Origin of the sequence: Pedobacter fastidiosus, from assembly GCF_014306625.1 — a bacterium.
Taxonomy (GTDB): domain Bacteria; phylum Bacteroidota; class Bacteroidia; order Sphingobacteriales; family Sphingobacteriaceae; genus Pedobacter; species Pedobacter fastidiosus.
In genome coordinates this window covers 454,563-472,782 of the sequence record NZ_JACRYL010000001.1, presented here as the reverse complement: position 1 = coordinate 472,782, position 18,220 = coordinate 454,563, and the positions used below count along the sequence as shown (strand labels likewise).

The following is an 18,220-nucleotide window of genomic DNA, read 5'->3' as shown; positions in this document are numbered from 1 at the left end:
TGTTTAAATCAATCCCTAGAAATCAACTGAAAGTGAGAAACCGAATGATCTGTAATTTGGATATTTGTTAATTCCATCATATGGTTGGGCAACAGAACCAACCTCAGGATCATAACCAGAATAACCTGTAATCGTAAATAAATTACGACCAATAAGTTTAGCGGTAGCTCCTTTTACAACTCCTTTAAAAGCATTGTTTAAAATCTTTTTAGGAATTGAATAGCCGATTGCCAATTCTCTGAATTTCAAATAACTTGCATCCTCTACCCAGTAACTGTTTATGTTATTTACATCATAAAAGTTTAAGTAATAATCTACAGTTTTTTTGGAACCTTCAGCCACACCACTTTGATCTACAATTCCGTTACGCAAATCTCTTGTACTCCATTGTGCTTTCGAGTTATAAATATCTCCGCCTTGTTTCCAATCTAACAAGAAATACAAGCTAAAGCCTTTGTAATTGAATGTGTTTGACAAGCCGATATTAAAATCTGAATTACCATCACCAATTTTTCCGTACCAGTTATTTCCAGTCGCATCTTTTAGTTTAATAGCCTTTTCTGTAAGCAAACCTTCAGTACCTTTATCTACAACAAATCCCTGCGAGTTTACAACATAATCGTTAATTGTTTTACCTGTTGGCAATTGCGAAGCCATTTGATCTAAAGAAGTTACCCAAGTATTACCGTACATAGCACCGTAAACCTCACCCTCTTTGATATAAAACATTTGAGCGCCGCCACCATCAGTATCACCATATAAATACGGTGTTCTAGGTAGCGAAGTAATCTTCTGTCTAACTCTAGTAAAGGTAATATTAGATGTCCAGCTAAATTCTGGCTTAGTAAACCACTTAGCGGCCATATTAGCTTCAAAAGTATTTGACTGAACCGTTCCTGCGTTAATGTATCTACTGGTAAAACCATCACTTAAGAAAGCCAATAATGGGGAGTTAAGAAATTGATCTGTAGTTTTTGATTTAGCGTAAGTTGCATCAAAAGAAAATTTCTTCAAGAAATTAACATCAAGTCCCACTTCATATTCTGTTGTTTTTGAAGGCTTTAGTGCTTTATTTCCAGCTTGCGAAGGTGCTGCCAAACCAGAGCTTAAAGTGTAAACTTCGTACTGCCAGTTATAACCCGGACGAATACCCGCTGTACCATAGGCACCTCTAACCTTTAATTCATCAATCCCCGGAATATCAACATCCTTACTGACACGATAAGCACCAGAAACCCTGAAGTAAGGATTCCAACGAGAATCGGGACCGAATAAAGATGAACCATCATACCGAAACATACCATCTAATAAGTATCTATCCTTGTAATCCAACGATGCAATTGCAAAATAATTCTGCGCACGTTCTATCTCTTGAGATGACCTAGAAGTTGTTGTAATAAAGTTGGTTAACTGAGGAATATCAGCATAAGACATTCCACCAGATCCATCTGCTCTAGAATAATCATATTTTCTATTTTCATATAAATAGGATAGTTTACCATTTATAATCAAATCTTCAATTTTACCATTAAAGTTTAAGGTAGCTTGAGTGTTTTGATTATTTGTTTTAGAATTATCTAATCTTAAACCACCATTAGTATAGGCAGAAGCATCAACATTCCAAGTATCTTTTGGATTATAGTTTTTGTAATCATAATTCTGAATTTCAATAGTATGAGAGATATCAGCATTTAACCATTTGGTAAATTTTACATTGGCAGAATACGCACCAAGCCATGTACTATAAGTCGTTTTATTCTGATTTTTATAGTTAGGATACAATGGATTAGTTTGCTCACCACTAAACTGATTTAAACGGATGTAGTAAGGTTGCCCATCCGTATTTAACTGAAATAAATCTGCATCTGGCTCAGCAATAATTGCGGTCCAGAAACCACCATTAGAACTGTTGCTGGTATTAATGTATAAGTTAGAAGTGCTTACTTTTAACCACTTTGCCAACTGATAATCTGCATTGATTCTGAAATTTTGTCTTTTATAACCAGGAGCGTCATAAACAACACCTTTTTGTTGGTTATTTTCGAATGACGCAAAAACGTTGCCCTTTTCTGATCTTGATGCTATAGCTGCATAATTAGTGAAGTTTGTTCCTGTTTTAAACAAAGCATCTTGTTGATCGGTAACTACACCAAAGTCGTTATCTGCATAGTGATCGGTATCATAACCTCTTGTACCTGTAATAGCAGCATTATAACCTGATCCTGTATAACCCGCCGGATAAGTTACCCCAGCATATTTGGTATATTGACCGATGAAATTTCCCGCATCTGGCGCTAATTTATAGGCATGGTGCGTAGCTAAATCAAGTTTTTTGCTTAGCTCTGATAATGTGATTTCGTTTCTAACTGTTATAGTGGTCGAATTAGGACTTAAATTCTTACCTCTTTTAGTGGTAATGGCCAAAACTCCGTTACCTGCACGAGAACCATATAAGGATGCCGATGCCGCTCCTTTTACAATCTCCATCGATTCAACATCATCTGCATTGATTGAACTTAAATCCCCATTATAGATAATGCCATCTATAATAATTAGCGGGCTTGATGTTACGCCTGGTAAATTGTTGTTTCCACGAAGCTGAATTGTAGTGGAAGTTCCTGGAGTACCAGCCGATTGACTAGCTCTTACACCCTCAACCTTACCAACTAAAGAGTTACCGATTGAAGATGCCGTAACAGCATTAAGGCGATCTTCACCAATTTTTGTAACAGAAATTGTTAATTTTTCCTTACTCGTTCCTGCTGCCACACCCGTTACAATTACATCGCTTAAGGTTTTGGTATCGGCAACCAATTGAACATTGATAGTCGAAGTAGCATTCAGCACTTTCGATTCTGACAGATAGCCTAGATAGGTGAATTCGAGAGTTGTTGAACCAGAAGGAACTCTTAGAGCATATCGGCCATCTGCGCCTGTAACCGCGCCACCTTTGGCACCTTTGATTTTTACACTCACGCCAGGAAGGGGAAGATTGTCTTCTTGTGCAGTAACTGTACCAGTGATCGTTCGATCTTGAGCATACGCACTGAGCGAAATGCATAAGATTACGAACAAACTTTGTAGAAGTTTTTTCATAAAAATTAGTTTAGTTTAGTAATATATTGACCTGAATGGGATAAATATATTGTAAAACATCAACTTTAACAATTATTAGGAATAATTTAACATAAATAAATTCACATAAGCCATTTTTAACGTAAATAAATAGAAAAAACCAATAAAAACTCTTTAAAAATTACAAAAACTAATAAAATAGTTACAATTTTTAATAAAAAAAACATAAATTCTTGTTATTAACTAAAATATACGTTGATTTTTAATGATAATTAGAGCAATAAGTTAGAATTTTGAATAAAAACGACAATTAAGTGTTTAATTACTCTAAGAACACTTAAAATGATGAATGTTCTAATAACTAAAGTTTTTATCATCTTTGTTTCTCAGCAAAAAATCATTTAATGAAAAAGTATTTCCTATCTATTCTATTCTTAGTGTTCTCCACATTGGCATTTTCACAACAAATTAACTATAATCTGGTTATAGGCACTTATACAGCCGCAGGAAAAAGCGAGGGCATTTATGATTACAACTTCAATACGAAGTATGCAACCACTACATTGAAAGCAATAACTAAAGATGTTGCCAATCCAAGTTATTTAGCAATTTCGCCTGATCAAAAGTTTGCTTATTCCGTTAACGAAACCGGAAACTCCAGTACTATTAGCGCATTCAAGTACAATTCTGTTTCTGGCCAATTAACTTTTTTAAATAAGGTAGCTAGTGAAGGCGCTGACCCATGCTATATAACGGTAGATAATAAGAATGTGATCGTTGCTAATTATAGTGGCGGTAGTTTAGCGGTATTTAGTCGTAAAACAGATGGCTCACTAACCGATGCCATACAAATTATCAAACACAGTGGAAAGAGTATAGATTCAAAAGGAAGACAAGAAAGTGCTCACGTTCACATGGTAAAATTCACTCCAGATCATAAATATTTAATCTGCAATGATTTAGGTGAAGATCAAATTTATATATACAACTATAATCCAGCGAGCAAAGAGAGAATTTTAACGATTAAAAATGTGATAAAAACAAATGCGGGTACAGGCCCAAGGCACATCACTTTCACGCCTAATGGAAAATTCGCTTATTTGGCGCACGAATTTAACGGAAGCGTAACTGCCTTTGCATATTCTAATGGGACTTTGAAAAAGATCCAGGAAATTACAACAACTCCTAAAGATTTTAGCGGAAAAATAGATGGTGCAGATATTCATGTTTCTGCAGATGGAAAATTTCTTTACGAAAGTAATCGAGGCGATGCCAACACAATTTCAGTATTTTCTATTTTACCTACCGGAATTTTAAAATTTGTAGAACGCGTAAGCACATTAGGTAAGGGACCAAGAAATTTCTCAATTGATCCAAGTGGTAAATTTTTATTGGTTGCCCATCAATACACAAATGATGTTGTTATTTTTAAAAGGAATAAAATCACTGGAAAATTAATTGACAGCGGAAAAAAAATAAGTGTTGGCGCTCCAGTTTGTTTAGTCTTTACCAAATAAACTTTGATGGAAAATTTTGATTGGTCAAAGTTTACTTTAAAAATCGCCATCAAAGCCGATTTAAAAACTATTTATGATGCATGGACCAAAACTACTGAATTGGAAAAATGGTTTTTGAGCGAAGCTGAATTTTCTGATGAAAATAAAATTTCGATCGGTAAAGAAACAAATGCTTTAAAAGGTGATCGATATAAATGGATTTGGTATTTATATGATGATGTTGAGCATGGAAAAATTACGGAAGCAAATGGATCGGATTTTTTACAATTTACTTTTGCGGGCAACTGCTTTGTAGAAATTAAGCTTCGAAAAGAATTTGAATATATAATTGTAGAACTCATTCAGAAAAATATCCCAATGGATGAATCATCGAAGAAAAATATTCGATTAGGTTGCCACAATGGATGGAGTTTTTATTTAATTAATTTAAAATCTATTCTTGAGGGAGGCTTAGATTTGAGGAATAAGGATAATCGCTTTAAACCTATGCTAAATAATTAGGACAATGAGTTTATTCAATAAAATTAAAGCGCTTGAGCGCAACGGATTTACCACAGTAGAAGAAATCTATACTCAGGAAGAAGTTGAGACACTTCTGATGATTATTGAATCAGTCGACACGACTAAGGATGTATTCAGAAAGTCTGAAGATCTTTTTGCGATTAGACAATTTTTAAAAGAAGTTCCTGAAGTTATCGGTCTTATTTTTAACAATCGACTTAAAGATCTTATTGTGAATTTATTTAGCTCGGATTATTTTCTTGTTAAATCTATTTACTTCGACAAGCCCGAATCTTCCAATTGGTTTGTTTCCTATCATCAGGATTTAACCATCTCTGTTAACAAAAAAATTGAGCTAGAAGGTTTTGGCCCATACACCCACAAACAAAACCAGTTTGCGGTACAACCTCCAATCCATATTTTAGAAGACAATTTTACCATTCGAATCCACCTTGATGATACTGATGAGCAAAACGGCGCATTAAAGGTAATTCCCGAATCGCAGAGCAAGGGCATTTACAGGGCAGATACCATTAACTGGAAAACTGAAAAAGAGGAAAGCTGTTGTGTAAAGAAAGGCGGATTAATGATTATGAGGCCTTTACTTTTGCATAGTTCGAGCAGAACCATAAACAACAAAAGAAGAAGAGTAATACATTTAGAATTCAGTAGGCAACATCTTCCTGAAGAGTTGCAATGGTCTGAATATTTTCAATATCAATAAAAAAGACCTGCTAAAAAGCAGGTCTTCCAATTTATTTTAAGCTGTTTCAGCTACTCTAGCTACATTTCTATAAGGAAAATCGCTAAAAATATGCCTACGGGCAAAACGGCCTGGAGAATCTGCATTTACTAATTTTACATAGATTGCTCTTGGAACATCAAAATATTCGTAAGCACTTCCATCAAAAAAAGTAACATTTAATACTTGTTGTTTAAATTCAAAATCTTGAATATTAGAATTTGTAATGGTTTGAGTATAAGTTTCAAGGTTTTGATCGCGAGTTTCTGGAGCAATACTCACTAAAAAATGATAAGCCTCAATAATTTCTTTACTTCTCGATTCTGCATCTAAACGCTCTTCTTCTTGTTGAAATTTATCTGGGTGGCAATCTTTCATCAATGTACGGTACACCGTTTTAAGCTCTTTTAATTCAGCATTCTTATCAACGTTCAAAAGCTTTCTATAATCAACTATTTTTTTCATCTGGGCAATCTTGTTTTTAATTTGATGATCGGATTGTATTTGTTAAGTGCTCATTATGAGATTACAATCTTTTCAAGGGCGCAAAGATACGATTTATAATCATTTGATTTTGAGAAAGTTTCAAATTTAATATTATCATAATATAGCATCCTATTCTAACAAAAAAACACTTATTAATTGCTTAATAAGTGCTCTAAATTATGGGGAGTAAAACTAATATTTCGCTTGGAGAGCATTTTCGATAACCTCTTTATAATAACTAACATAAGATGGTAAAATCTTTTTTAGGTCGAAATCTTTAGCCCTCTCAAATGCATTTTCCTTAAATTGCTGAAGTGTATCGTCGTCTTTTAATATTTCAATTGCATGTGCAGCCATACCGTCTATATCTCCAACATTATCCAAAAACCCACAATAGCCGTTTACATTTAACTCTGGTAAGCCACCTGCATTTGTAGAAATAACAGGAACTTTGCAAGCCATGGCTTCGAGCGCCGCTAAACCAAAACTTTCAGATTCTGATGGAATTAGAAATAAATCCGATACTGATAGAATTTCCTCAATGGCATCTTGCTTCCCTAAAAAGCGAACACTATCGCAAATATTTAAAGTACGACAAAGCTGTTCATCGTAGGCTCGTTCTGGTCCATCTCCTACCATCAACAATTTAGAAGGGATTACGGATTGTACTTTCTCAAAAATTCTAATCACATCAGCCGTTCTTTTTACTTTACGAAAGTTGCTGGTATGAATTAATATGCGTTCATTATTGGGTGCAATTGCTTTTTTAAAGTGATCTTTCGCTTGCAGACTGAAGCGGTTAAAATCTATAAAATTTGGAATTACCTTAATGTCTTTCGTAATTTCAAAGTGATTGTAGGTATCGTCTTTTAAATCTTGAGATACCGTTGTAACGCCATCACTTTGATTTATTGAGAAAGTAACCACTGGTTTGTAGGTTGGATCTTTACCTACCAAAGTTATATCCGTTCCGTGTAAAGTAGTTACTACAGGAATATGAATACCGTAACTGGCCAAAATCTGTTTCGCCATAAATGCCGCGGATGCGTGTGGAATAGCATAATGAACATGCAGAACATCCAATTGTTCAAAGCGAACAACATCTACCAGCTTACTTGCCAATGCAGATTCATACGGGGCATAATCAAACAAAGGATAATCTCTTACGGAAACTTCGTGGTAAAACAAGTTTGCAGAAAAGAAATCTAATCTTGCCGGCTGGCTATAGGTTATAAAGTGAACTTGGTGACCTTCGCTAGCGAGCGCCTTACCTAATTCTGTTGCAACTACTCCACTACCGCCAAAAGTGGGGTAGCAAACAATTCCTATCTTCATTTATAAATGTATTGTTGTTACGCAAATGTAGCCCATTTATATCTAATATGTGTGTAAGGCTATTGCAATAAAAACCAATGAAGATAAGGCTGATAGTTTGTACAATTAAGACACGTATTTATCCACTAATGCAACTTGTTTAAACCTAAGTAATTCTTCATAAAAGTTTATGGTTAAACCAAGTTTTGGTTTATTTACCACAAGCTGTTTAAATACATCAACATAATTGTATTCTATTTTTTCTGGTATCGACCTAACCTCTACAATGATATTATCTTCGATCACAAAATCTGCATAAAATTGATGTTCCAATAAGATACCACAAAAGTTTACACCAAATTTCTTTTCTCTTTCAAAAGAAATGCCCCTCAATTTTAACATTTTGCTAAATGCCTCTTTGTAGGAGGAATCATCAAAACCCCTACCTAAAGATCTGTGTACTTCCATAGCAATTTCTATAATAGAACTGCATTCAGTTTGAAATGGAAATTGGTTAGGGGTTTGGCTTAGGAGCATGAGGATTGTTTTTGAGTGGTTAATGATTAAAAAAACGCTCCATAAGGAGCGCAATTAAACAAGACTAAAAATTATTTGTATATGTAAATGATTAAGGGTTTTTTATAATTGAGTTTTCGTTCTTCGCCCTGTATCTGCGTACGAATATCTTCTACTTTCGCAATTTGTTTATTATAACGATCTAATGCTTTTTTAGCATCCTCATCATCACTTTTAGCTTTTTTAGAAAGTTTTTCGACAGCTTTAGAATCGACTATAGAACCGCTATTACTAATGTTGCCGCTATTTTTTTCTGATGATGCTTTGGCATTGCCATTTGCTTCGAGCAGTTTTAACCTAAGCTTTTCTACATCACCTTCTTCTTCTGATTCCTTAATCTTAAGTTCAAGAACCTTTATACTAGATTTAAGTACCTCCACACGATTAGTTAAAACACTCAAAGAATCTTTAGAAACCTTTGGATTGTAAGTTTGTGCGAATACCGAAAACGAAATAAAAACTGAAAAAAGAGTGAGAATTGAGTATTTCATTATAATCTATTTGTAGATTATAATTCAATTAAGATGCCTAATAAAAAACAGCTCTTATTGGCTCAATTTAAAGGGTGGGATTTTTATGGGGAATTAAGTGTTGAAATTTGGGGAAATTATGCCCCAATAAATTATTTCAAATTCCTCATTTCTTCTTTAATTACTAAAAATAATTCGTTAGGTCGCTGTGTACCAATGAAATATTCAAGCCCATCGCGATCGGTTAAAACAACTGCATCTTTACCCGAAGAGTAAAAACGGATAGTACCTTTTGTATGGAGATTATAAACCGGGTTATTAAAGAAATACCGACTATAGGTTGCCTTGCGAACATCAACAATACTATTTAAATCTATTTTAACTCGTTTGGTTGTCCAAAGGCCATCTAAGATTAAACTTTTATTATCAACAACAATTTTATACTGAATTAGAAAAAGCAACAGCATAGATACGCCGATTATCCCAAAGCCAACTACTAAGAATAAATCTTGTGTATTATCTCGATCGCGTTCGTAAACATAAGCAGCAAAACAAAATGCCGCCATTATAAGCCTAATGAAAATGCGAACATAATCACGACCAATGTATTGTTTTTCGATATAGGCAAACTTGCTTTCCACTTAATTTATTTTGAGCTCGAATATAGCAACTTTTTTTGTTGTGGCTGTTAATTTATAACGGTTATCCTGTCGCATTCCTACAATCCATATTACATCCCCGTTCCCATTAATCAAAATCGGTGTACTCGTTTTTAAATGGATTGGCACTTTTTCATCAATAAAAAAATCGCTTATCTTTTTAAAATTGCGCATGCCCAATGGGATAAATTTATCTCCGTTTTGCCAGTTTCTAAGAATCAACGGAAAAATCAATTTGCCTAAATCAACAAATGCCTTTTGTTTATCAACTTCAAATTTTAGATCATCCGTAAAGATTTGAGAAATCTCGTGCACTCCAAATTTGATGGTATTGGTAACCGGATGGAAATATTGATTGATAAGGATATCATCTTGTTTTTTAACAATAACCAAGTCATTTCTATTGATAATGGCTTGATGACTTACACTAAAAAAGTGCGTTCCACTTAAACTTTTTAAACTTGCTAATATTTCAGTGATAACAGTTTCTGTAAAGTTATAGGACTTTAAGAGCTCAAATAAAAGAAGTTTTTGCGGGTTTAGATTTGCAATCTTGTTTAAAGAAATGTAAATCCCATCACCTTTTTTAATAATTATTTTCTCCGCAATTTTTTTTATCCTTAACGCTAAAAAATCTTCAATGTCTGAAAATCGAGCCATGTTTTCGGCAAAAGTTTTTTCAAGATTTGGATTAATTTCTTGCAAGTGAGGAATAACTTGTAATCTAATTTTATTCCGAGTATAGTTTGTACTCAGATTGGAGCTATCTTCCACAAAGCTTAAGTCATTTTCCTCAATCAATTCGTTAATCTGCTGGCGATTTAAAAAAAGCAAAGGTCTAATTAATCGATCTCTTTTCGGCAAAATACCATGTAAACCGCTAATTCCGGTGCCTCTTGTTAAATTGATCAGTACAGTTTCTACAGCATCGTTTTGATGTTGAGCCAAAGCAATGTAATCGTAATTTTCTTTTGCCCTCAACTCTTCGAACCATTGGTAACGCAATGAGCGTGCGGCCATTTGCGTAGAAATTTTATTTTCAATGGCATATTTTTTTGTATCAAAATGCGTTACATAAAAAGGTAAGTTTAAGCTAGAGGCGAGCATTTTAACAAAATTCTCATCACGCTGTGCTTCATCTGCCCTTAAATTAAAATTGCAATGCGCTACTCCAACATCAATTCCAATCGCCTTAAAAAGATGCAACATTAAAACGGAATCCTTACCACCACTTACGGCCAAAAGAATCTTGTTACCTGGAGTAAAAAGCTTATTATGTTCAATAAAATCTTGAAATTGCGTTAAGGGTAACATCCACCAAAAATATTTAATTTTAACTGGTATTCCGAACGTTCGGAACAAAAAACTAACTTTGTAGAGTGCAAAAAATATTTGTCTTTTTATTTTTATTGATTTGCCCCGCAATTTTATTCGGTCAGCAAAAACCTTCTATTATTAAAATCATCTCCTTTGAGCAAATTACAGGTGCTCCAAAATCAAAGGTGTCTTATCTGCGCAAACCTGTTTTCCAACAAGATAATGCCACATTAAGTTGTGATAGTGCCGTTTATTACAGTGAGCGAAATTACTTTGAAGCCTACAATCATGTCCATATCACTCAACTTCAAACTAATATTTATTCTGATCAATTACAATATGATGGGAATAAAAAACATGCCCATTTAACTGGAAATGTTAAAATGGAAGATCCAACAGCCATCCTAACCACAAATATTTTAGATTACAATACGCTAAGCAAAATTGGAACTTATACCAGTGGTGGTAAAATTGTTAATCAAGAAGTTACGCTAACCAGTAAGAACGGTTACTACTTTAGCACCAGTAACGATGCTTATTTTAGGCATAATGTGGTTGTGGTTACGCCTCAGGTAACAATTAAATCGGATACGCTTCGATACAATACGCAAACAAAATGGACTTATTTTTATGGCCCAACCAATATAAAGGGCAAAGACGATAATCTTTACACCGAAAATGGTGCTTATAATACCATGACTGAAGATGCTTACTTCGGGAAGAAAAATTTATATACTCAAGGCACTAGATCTTTAAAAGGCGACAGCTTATATTACTTCGGGAAAATTGGATATGGTAAAGCAGTAAAAAACATCGTTTTCTCTGATTCAAAAGATAAGATGAAGATGTTCGGCGATTTAGGCTACTATTACAAAAAAGATCAGCGAACGTTAGTCACCAGAAATGCATATTTAGGCATCGGAACTGAGGATTCTATTTTGGTGAAAAATAAAAAACGTCCTGATAGTTTATGGCTTGGCGCAGATACATTGGAGACGCAAATGGTTTTACAAAAAACAATAAAGCTGATTCCAAAAATCTCCATTAAGGCCGATAATCAAGTTGGAGAAGATGATGAAGATGGTGGAGCCAAGGAAAGAAAATCAGCTGGAAACGAAAAAATTGGTGCTCCCAAACGTGGCGCCAACACCGATAAATCTACTCTAATAGATAAAGCGATTGACCCAAGAAGTTCGAGGAAAAATAGAAAGGGAAATAAAGCGGATGACAGTAAAACCATTTTGCCAGACAACATTCCTGATAGCCTAAAAACTAAGGTAGATTCGCTTGCCAAGAATTTATCGATTAAGCCAGACAGCTTGGTTAAAAGCAATATATTAAAGGCGAAGGCCGATTCCTTAATTAAAAATCTCCCGAAGATAAAAACCGATAGTTTGCAGAAAAAATTAGTAACGAAAGCTTCTGCAATTCCTAAAAACATTCCCAAAGTTAATGTGGATAGCCTTGCTAAAACCATCAATAAAAAAACGGTTAAAAATGGGATCAATACTATTTTATCTAAGTTGAAAACAGATAGTTTGAAAAACGATACAGCAAAATTTAATCCAGCTGACACCGTTCAAGCTAGAGTGATTAGGGCTTATCATGGCGTTAAAATCTTTAAAAGCAACATTCAAGCGAAAACAGATAGTTTGTTTTACACCAGTGCCGATTCTACGTTACGGTGTTTTATCAATCCTATTATTTGGTCGGAAGGTTCACAACAAATTGGGGATACCATTTATGTTCAGTTTAAAAAGAATAAGCTAAATAATCTTCAGGCCTTTCGGAATGCATTTTTGGTAAATACACCAAAAGATTCTCTTCGTTTTAACCAGATTAAAGGACGGTTAATGACTGGTTTCTTTAACGATGGAAAACTGAAAAATCTCTATGTAGATGGTAATGCAGAAAGCATCTATTATACACAAGATGACAGCACAAAGGTTTATAAAGAGATGAACCAAACGCTGAGTAGCCGGATAAAGTTTATTTTTAAGGATAATGATATAGATGATATTGTTTATATAAAAGGTGTTGAAGGTGCGTTAAATCCTGAAGTAAAAGTAGCAAAAGACAATGTTTTAAAAGGATTTTCTTGGAAACCAACGGAAAGACCGAAATCAAAAAAAGATGCAGTAGGATCGTCAGGTAAGGCAAAGCCAAAGGCTAAACCAAAAACTCCAATTGCCAGCACAACCAAATCTGTAAAAACTCCGACATCTATTTTACCTCCAGGCTTGGAAGCCCTAAAAGATGGGTCGATTAAGAAAGTAGAAGTATTAAAACAAACCTTAAAAGCAGATACCTCTAAGCTTGATATTAAGCCAATTTTACCAAAGAAAGATTCCTTAAATAAGACTCAAAAAGTGATTGAGAAACAGTAGATATTCTAGAATTTAATTAGTAAATTTAATCTGATGGATTTACAGGCAGAAAAATTAAATGTTATTAATACAATCATCAATTCTGATGATTTGAGTTTAATTAAAGACATTAAAGCAATAATATCAAATAGAGAACTAGATTGGTTTGATGGATTAACCAAAAAACAACAAGACGATGTGCTTGAGGGCATTAAGCAACTCGATCATGATGACCATTTCAGTCATGAGGATGCAAAAAAGAGATTCAATTTTTAAATGACTATCATCTGGTCAAAGAAAGCAGGAGAAACTTTTCAAAAAAACATTGATTATTTAAAAGAAAACTGGACTGAAGTTGAAGTAAAAAAATTTTTAAATAGGGTCTTCTCATACCTCGAAACTCTTTCACAAGAGCCTCTTATTGGGCGAAAAACTTACAAAACCAAACATACTTATATAGGCACAATAATTCCTCACATTTCAGTAGTTTATCGTGTTAAGCCAAGAAAAGAATTATTAGAAATAGTGACTTTCATTGATAACAGACAAAGCAATAAGAAACGAAAAGCGAGCTTCTAAATTATCTATGCTAATTATTTTTTTGAGCGGAATGGTACGCGGAGACACGAACCAGGGCATCAGTGTTTGAAAATTATTTTAAAGTTTTTACTGTTTTAGTTCGATGACACACGGCGACCTTTTCAATAGTATCAAGCCTTGGTTCGTGTCTCCACGAACTGAAATCAGAATAACAAATCTTTTAATTATTCTTTAAAAAAGCAATCATTTTACCTAGCGCTATGGCTCTATGGCTAATTTTATTTTTTTCTTCCATGCCCATTTCTGCGAAAGTAACATTGTAACCGTTTGGTTGAAAAATTGGATCATAACCAAAACCTTTCGTGCCACTTAATTCTTCACGAAGTACACCATCTACAACACCTTCAAATAAATGATTTTTCCCATTATGCATTAAAGAGATCACGGTTTTGAATCTAGCTTTACGATTGCTATTCCCTTTAAGTTTTTCTAAAACTAGATTTATGTTTTCTAAACTATCTCTGCTCCCAGAATAACGGGCAGAATAAACTCCTGGCTCGTTATTTAAAGCTTCTACTTCCAAACCGCTATCATCTGCAAAACAATCTAAATGATAATGCTCCACAACATAACTGCTTTTAAGTGTTGCATTACCATCAAAAGTATCAGCAGTTTCTGGAATATCTACGAAACACCCAATATCTTCTAAATTTAAAACTTCATATTTTCCTTCAAGAGCAAAACGAATTTCTTCTGTTTTATGTTGATTATTTGTAGCAAATACAAGTTTTTTCATTAAAAGTTAGATTTTTTTATGCGCCTATTTCAATTTTTGAAGATTGCCCCAAAGTGATTTTTTTGCATTTAGATCACTGTCCAAGTCATGAAGATTTGGTGCAAAAATCATCTTGGTACTTTCATGAAGAATAATTTCATTTTTCCAAATTAAATTTAGCTTTAAGTTCAGCATATCTACTCCAAAAGAAAGTAAAATTTGAGGCTTAAAAAATTGATGAAGCTCGATAAAATCGGCACCCAGATAATTTGCATAGTTCAGCAGGGCAAAATCGGCCGTTCCAAGCTCTACAGCTTTTACAATTTTACGGAGCAATTCTCTTCCCTGTTCTGTACTTACATCGTTGGCATTATCGTGAACCAAAATTAAAACGGATTTTTTGTTTCCACCCAAATATTTAAACACTTTTGGTGCAGTTGGTTCTTCCATAATCTGCGGAATATCAACAGCTTTAGGATAAATCTTAGCTTCTGTCAAAGGGATATTGGCTATAATTAATGGCTTTTGAACAATAGATTCAGATTCCGCAAGATCATTTACAGGAATGTTGGCATCCACAAAAACAGGTTTTTCGATAACTGTAGGTGCTATTTTTACAGATTTATCCTCAACAAGAAAAACATCTTCAGTAAAAAATAAGCGTAAAGCGTTCTCATTGTTGGTAACCTGGTTTTCCATTCGTATTTTTGCGGTATAATAATTTCTGTTAAAATTAGTTAAATATCTTATAATAGCGTCGCTAATTGTTACTTTTATCCCTTAAAATTTACAGACTCATCTGCGTGAGAAAGGCTTATTGCTTATTCGTTTTCAGCTTTATTTACAGTTTTTCGTTTGCGCAAAACGTAGCTGTTATAAACGGTAAACCTTTAAGTAGCAAAGAGTTTCTTTGGGCTTACAAAAAAAGCCACAACGGAAATACAACTGCGGATTACAGCAATTTAGAAGCTTATTTGAATTTGTATGTGAATTTTAAATTGAAGGTTTTAGATGCTCGCGAAATGGGATTAGATAAAAATCCAATTTATCAAGAAGAAATTAAAACCTACGAAGAGGCTTTAACCGCCCATAAAAAGATTAATAATATTGGTAAAGACCACGATTATTTAATAAATGAATACCGCGAAGGTGTTTTGATGTTTAATGTTTCCGAACAAAAAATATGGAACAAAGCTCAAGATGATGAACAGGCAATAATAGATTTTTATAATAAAAACCAACAAAACTACAATAAACCTTTGAGTGAAATAAAAGGCCAAGTTATTGCCGATTATCAACAATCATTGGAAGAAAATTGGCTTAAAAGCCTTAAGGAAAAGTACCAGATTAAGATTAACGAAAACGAATTGAGAAAACTTGCGAAATAGTAAATCAATGTGTTTTAATATAATCTGAGCATTAATATTAAATTTGCAAAATACAATAAATAGAATGAAGAAAGTTTTTTTAGTAGCAACCGCTTTAATTTGCTTGTTTTTAAATAGTTATGCCCAACCAGGCAAACATAACATCGATAAAGTTGCTGCTGTTGTAGGTAATAATATTATCCTACTGTCAGATTTAAACCAACAATACACACAATATCTTTATCAGGGAAACCCTGCAAATCCAGAAATTAAGTGTAAGATTTTACAAAACACGTTAACCCAGAAATTGCTTAAACAACAGGCAGAGATCGACTCTGTTATGGTTGAAGATAGCCAGGTTGATGATGAAGTGAACAAACGGATGCGTTTTAGCATGCAACGTGCCGGTGGACAAGAGCGTTTGGAGCAATTTTTAAATAAATCTTTACTTCAATATAAAGATGAGATTAGGCCATCGGTAAAAGATGAGCTAATTGCTCAAAAAATGCAGGCGAAAATTACAGAGAATATTAATGTTACCCCGATGGAAGTAGAAAAGTATTTCAAAACATTAGGCGATAGCATTCCGCAATTTAATACAGAAGTAGAAGTTGGAGAGGTAATTTTAGATCCTCAATTAACGAGAGCTGAAAAGCAGAGATTTCGCGATAAAATTGAGGCTTTACGCTTAAGGGTAAAAGGTGGCGATGATTTTGGTGTACTGGCAAAAACTTATTCTGAAGATCCAGGATCATCTGCAGATGGTGGCGATTTAGGTTTCTTTGATAGAAGTACGATGGCTAAAGAATTTACCGCTTGGGCTTTTAAACTTAAAGCTGGAGAAATGTCGCCAGTTTTCGAAACTGAATTCGGTTTTCATATTTTGCAAGTAATTGAACGTCGTGGAGAGCAAGTTCACGCCCGTCATATTTTAATTAGACCTGCAACAACTCCAGAAAGTTTAGTGAGACTTAAAGCTCACGCAGATAGTATTTACAACAACTTAATAGCGAAAAAATTAACTTTCGCTGCTGCTGCAAATTTATATTCGGATAATAAGGAAACTAAATTTAATGGCGGTATGATGCTAAATGCAGAAAACGTTCAAGCAAGGAGTACTTTTATCCCGGTTGATAAATTAGACCCTACAGTGTTTTTAGTAATCGATACCATGAAAGTTGGTGGCATTGCTAAACCAGATTTATTCTCTTCTCCTGATGGAAAACAAGGATACCGCATTTTATATTTGAAATCGAAAATTCCACCACACAAAGCAAATTTAGCTCAAGATTTTCCAAAAATTAGAGATGCTGCACAAAGTGATAAAATTAATCGTACTTTGAGCGAGTGGTTCGAGAAACGTCGTGAAAGCACTTACATTAAAATTGACGACGAATTTAACACCTGCGATGAATTAAAAATCTGGACTAAAACTACAGCCGCAAAATAACACGAATGCAGTACAAGAACGAAGTAGAAGCTGTTGATGCACTTCATCAATCTTTCAACAATATTAAAGCCGAAATAAGCAAAGTAGTAGTTGGACAGGATGATGTAATTAAATCAGTTCTTATCGCCATTTTCAGTAACGGACATTGTCTGTTGGTTGGCGTACCTGGTTTAGCTAAAACTTTACTTGTTCAAACCGTTGCTGCAGTTCTTGATTTAGATTTCAATCGCATTCAATTTACACCAGATTTAATGCCCAGTGATATTATTGGCGCAGAGATTTTAGGAGAAGACAGGCACTTTAAATTTATAAAAGGCCCTGTTTTCTCAAATATTATTCTTGCTGATGAAATTAACCGTACGCCTCCAAAAACGCAGGCTGCTTTGCTTGAAGCCATGCAGGAGAAATCGGTAACCGCCGCCGGTCAAACCCATACCCTGCCCAAACCCTTCTTTGTTTTGGCAACACAAAATCCAATCGAGCAAGAAGGAACATACCCCCTACCCGAAGCTCAATTAGATCGTTTCATGTTCAACATTCAATTAAATTACCCTGCTTTTGCAGATGAATTGAATATTGTAAAAAACACAACTAGCAATAAAACCGTTCAACTGCAGAAAATTATTCATGCAGATGATATTCAGTACTTCCAGAAATTAATTCGCGACATTCCTATAACGGATAATGTTTTGGAATATGCCGTTAAATTGGCATCAAAAACACGTCCGAATAGCGAGTTTGCAACTGATGCTGTAAATAAATACATTAGCTGGGGCGCTGGCCCTCGTGCATCACAATTTTTAGTTTTAGGTGCTAAATGCCATGCTGCAGTTACTGGAAAATACGCTCCGGATATTGAAGATGTTCAAGCCGTAGCCGAGCCTATTTTACGCCATCGTATTGTACGAAACTATCGTGCAGAGGCTGAAGGTTTATCCATAGAAAAGATTATTAAAGATCTGCTTTAGGCAACATTTTCTCTATTAATTTCTCGAACTAAATTCATATTTAGAATGATGGAAACATCATGTTCCATTTAAATATATATTTGTTGTAAAATTAAAT

18 protein-coding genes are annotated in these 18,220 nt (G+C 34.3%); 9 read left to right on the top strand and 9 right to left on the bottom strand.

Annotated elements, in window-relative coordinates:
• Positions 1-15 precede the first annotated feature (15 nt).
• The gene (locus H7U22_RS02000; RefSeq protein ID WP_187069663.1) at positions 16-3,096 is read right to left on the bottom strand and encodes a SusC/RagA family TonB-linked outer membrane protein; all 3,081 of its coding nucleotides are present in this window, start codon (positions 3,094-3,096) and stop codon (positions 16-18) included.
• Positions 3,097-3,479: 383 nt separating this feature from the next.
• Between H7U22_RS02000 and H7U22_RS01995 the strand changes: the two genes are divergently transcribed.
• The 3 genes from H7U22_RS01995 to H7U22_RS01985 are packed head-to-tail and all read left to right on the top strand — an operon-like array spanning position 3,480 to position 5,817.
• Positions 3,480-4,592 (top strand): lactonase family protein, encoded by a 1,113-nt coding sequence (locus tag H7U22_RS01995; protein WP_187069662.1) that lies wholly within the window; start codon positions 3,480-3,482, stop codon positions 4,590-4,592.
• 6 nt (positions 4,593-4,598) lie between these two features.
• The gene (locus tag H7U22_RS01990) at positions 4,599-5,093 is read left to right on the top strand and encodes an SRPBCC domain-containing protein (RefSeq protein ID WP_187069661.1); all 495 of its coding nucleotides are present in this window, start codon (positions 4,599-4,601) and stop codon (positions 5,091-5,093) included.
• Between the two features lie 4 nt (positions 5,094-5,097).
• Positions 5,098-5,817 (top strand): phytanoyl-CoA dioxygenase family protein, encoded by a 720-nt coding sequence (locus H7U22_RS01985; protein ID WP_187069660.1) that lies wholly within the window; start codon positions 5,098-5,100, stop codon positions 5,815-5,817.
• Positions 5,818-5,853: 36 nt separating this feature from the next.
• On the opposite strand, the gene H7U22_RS01980 is transcribed toward H7U22_RS01985, so the two are convergent.
• The 6 genes from H7U22_RS01980 to tilS form a co-directional block, all read right to left on the bottom strand.
• Positions 5,854-6,300 carry a KTSC domain-containing protein gene (locus tag H7U22_RS01980; protein WP_187069659.1) on the bottom strand — a complete coding sequence of 149 codons (447 nt, stop codon included), beginning with the start codon at positions 6,298-6,300 and terminating at the stop codon, positions 5,854-5,856.
• Positions 6,301-6,513: 213 nt separating this feature from the next.
• A complete protein-coding gene (bshA, locus tag H7U22_RS01975; RefSeq protein ID WP_187069658.1) occupies positions 6,514-7,656 on the bottom strand; it encodes an N-acetyl-alpha-D-glucosaminyl L-malate synthase BshA in 1,143 nt (380 codons plus the stop codon).
• 105 nt (positions 7,657-7,761) lie between these two features.
• A complete protein-coding gene (locus H7U22_RS01970; RefSeq protein ID WP_187069657.1) occupies positions 7,762-8,172 on the bottom strand; it encodes a GxxExxY protein in 411 nt (136 codons plus the stop codon).
• Positions 8,173-8,243: 71 nt separating this feature from the next.
• Complete coding sequence (locus H7U22_RS01965) at positions 8,244-8,702, bottom strand: hypothetical protein (protein ID WP_187069656.1); 459 nt, start codon at positions 8,700-8,702, stop codon at positions 8,244-8,246.
• A gap of 131 nt (positions 8,703-8,833) precedes the next feature.
• Entirely contained in the window at positions 8,834-9,322 is a 489-nt protein-coding gene (locus H7U22_RS01960) for a hypothetical protein (RefSeq protein ID WP_187069655.1), read from the bottom strand.
• Positions 9,323-10,654 (bottom strand): tRNA lysidine(34) synthetase TilS, encoded by a 1,332-nt coding sequence (gene tilS / locus H7U22_RS01955; protein ID WP_187069654.1) that lies wholly within the window; start codon positions 10,652-10,654, stop codon positions 9,323-9,325.
• A gap of 65 nt (positions 10,655-10,719) precedes the next feature.
• On the opposite strand from tilS, the gene H7U22_RS01950 reads away from it, so the two are divergent.
• From H7U22_RS01950 to H7U22_RS01940, 3 genes are read left to right on the top strand one after another with little or no spacing between them, the layout of a single operon-like run.
• On the top strand, positions 10,720-13,044 hold the full coding sequence (locus tag H7U22_RS01950) for an OstA-like protein (protein ID WP_187069653.1): 2,325 nt from the start codon (positions 10,720-10,722) through the stop codon (positions 13,042-13,044).
• 33 nt (positions 13,045-13,077) lie between these two features.
• Positions 13,078-13,299, top strand: coding sequence for a hypothetical protein (locus tag H7U22_RS01945; protein ID WP_187069652.1), 222 nt, complete (start codon positions 13,078-13,080; stop codon positions 13,297-13,299).
• On the top strand, positions 13,300-13,602 hold the full coding sequence (locus tag H7U22_RS01940; protein ID WP_187069651.1) for a type II toxin-antitoxin system RelE/ParE family toxin: 303 nt from the start codon (positions 13,300-13,302) through the stop codon (positions 13,600-13,602).
• Positions 13,603-13,783: 181 nt separating this feature from the next.
• Here H7U22_RS01940 and H7U22_RS01935 read toward each other — a convergent pair whose 3' ends face one another.
• Together H7U22_RS01935 and H7U22_RS01930 are read right to left on the bottom strand one after the other, a co-directional pair.
• Complete coding sequence (locus H7U22_RS01935; protein ID WP_187069650.1) at positions 13,784-14,359, bottom strand: non-canonical purine NTP diphosphatase; 576 nt, start codon at positions 14,357-14,359, stop codon at positions 13,784-13,786.
• Between the two features lie 24 nt (positions 14,360-14,383).
• On the bottom strand, positions 14,384-15,037 hold the full coding sequence (locus H7U22_RS01930; protein ID WP_187069649.1) for a hypothetical protein: 654 nt from the start codon (positions 15,035-15,037) through the stop codon (positions 14,384-14,386).
• Between the two features lie 65 nt (positions 15,038-15,102).
• Between H7U22_RS01930 and H7U22_RS01925 the strand changes: the two genes are divergently transcribed.
• The 3 genes from H7U22_RS01925 (at position 15,103) to H7U22_RS01915 (ending at position 18,123) form a co-directional block, all read left to right on the top strand.
• Positions 15,103-15,726 (top strand): hypothetical protein, encoded by a 624-nt coding sequence (locus tag H7U22_RS01925; RefSeq protein WP_222621776.1) that lies wholly within the window; start codon positions 15,103-15,105, stop codon positions 15,724-15,726.
• Positions 15,727-15,790: 64 nt separating this feature from the next.
• Entirely contained in the window at positions 15,791-17,155 is a 1,365-nt protein-coding gene (locus H7U22_RS01920) for a peptidylprolyl isomerase (RefSeq protein ID WP_187069647.1), read from the top strand.
• A gap of 5 nt (positions 17,156-17,160) precedes the next feature.
• A complete protein-coding gene (locus H7U22_RS01915) occupies positions 17,161-18,123 on the top strand; it encodes an AAA family ATPase (RefSeq protein ID WP_187069646.1) in 963 nt (320 codons plus the stop codon).
• Positions 18,124-18,220 lie beyond the last annotated feature (97 nt).